We start from the raw sequence: 739 nt of genomic DNA, 5'->3' as shown, positions 1-739 counted from the left end.
CATCTAAGCGGGAAACCCACCTGAAAACGAGTATTCCTATCAGAGCCGTGGAAGACGACCACGTTGATAGGACGGGTGTGGAAGTGCAGTAATGCATGAAGCTTACCGTTACTAATAGCTCGATTGGCTTGATCGTTCTCATTGCTTATGCTCATCGAAGATGAGCACAAGCCATCTGTTTTGTCCTCACGCTGTCGCGATCTCTGATCGCTTCGCTGCGGACGGCGCGCGCCAAACCGGTATTTTGCCTTCGGCAAAAACCTGGGCGCGACGGCCGACCGGCCTGTATGGGAGATCCCATTCAGTCGCAAAACAAAGACGTGTTCACTTAAAGACAAACAGGCGAATGCCTGTGCCAGCTTCTCAACAACATTGCCCTTAGCCGACCTGGTGGTCATGGCGGGGTGGCTGCACCCGTTCCCATTCCGAACACGGCCGTGAAACGCCCCAGCGCCAATGGTACTTCGTCTCAAGACGCGGGAGAGTAGGTCGCTGCCAGGTCTGCTAAAGGCAATGTTGTCAGCTAAAAACGCTGAAAAACAATCTTCTCGACACAACATCGGCCCAAGCCGAAATCTTAGGGCCGCCAAAAGCGGTCTTTTCGCTTTCGAAAATACCGAAAAAGGCGCAAATCCAACCAGATTTGCGCCGCAAGAGACGCAAACTCAAGAGTTTGCTCTGTCGCGATAAATCCCTCAGGGATTTACGCTGGTGACGCGGGGTGGAGCAGCCCGGTAGA

1 protein-coding gene and 2 rRNA genes are annotated in these 739 nt (G+C 53.5%); 2 read left to right on the top strand and 1 reads right to left on the bottom strand.

Going from position 1 to position 739, the window contains the following annotated elements; all coding sequences use genetic code 11:
* Both QWE_RS24240 and rrf read left to right on the top strand, forming a co-directional pair.
* Nucleotides 1–136: ribosomal RNA gene (locus QWE_RS24240) — 23S ribosomal RNA — on the top strand; the annotation flags it as partial.
* Nucleotides 137–386: 250 nt separating this feature from the next.
* A 5S ribosomal RNA gene (gene rrf, locus QWE_RS24235) occupies nucleotides 387–501 on the top strand.
* Nucleotides 502–519: 18 nt separating this feature from the next.
* On the opposite strand, the gene QWE_RS25645 is transcribed toward rrf, so the two are convergent.
* Nucleotides 520–739 (bottom strand): hypothetical protein (locus QWE_RS25645; RefSeq protein ID WP_210161675.1); only part of this gene is annotated, 220 nt, incomplete at its 5' end.

Origin of the sequence: Agrobacterium albertimagni AOL15 (assembly GCF_000300855.1) — a bacterium.
GTDB classification, from domain to species: domain Bacteria; phylum Pseudomonadota; class Alphaproteobacteria; order Rhizobiales; family Rhizobiaceae; genus Allorhizobium; species Allorhizobium albertimagni.
Note: the sequence above shows the minus strand (reverse complement) of the source record. Positions and strands in the feature narration are given on the sequence as shown.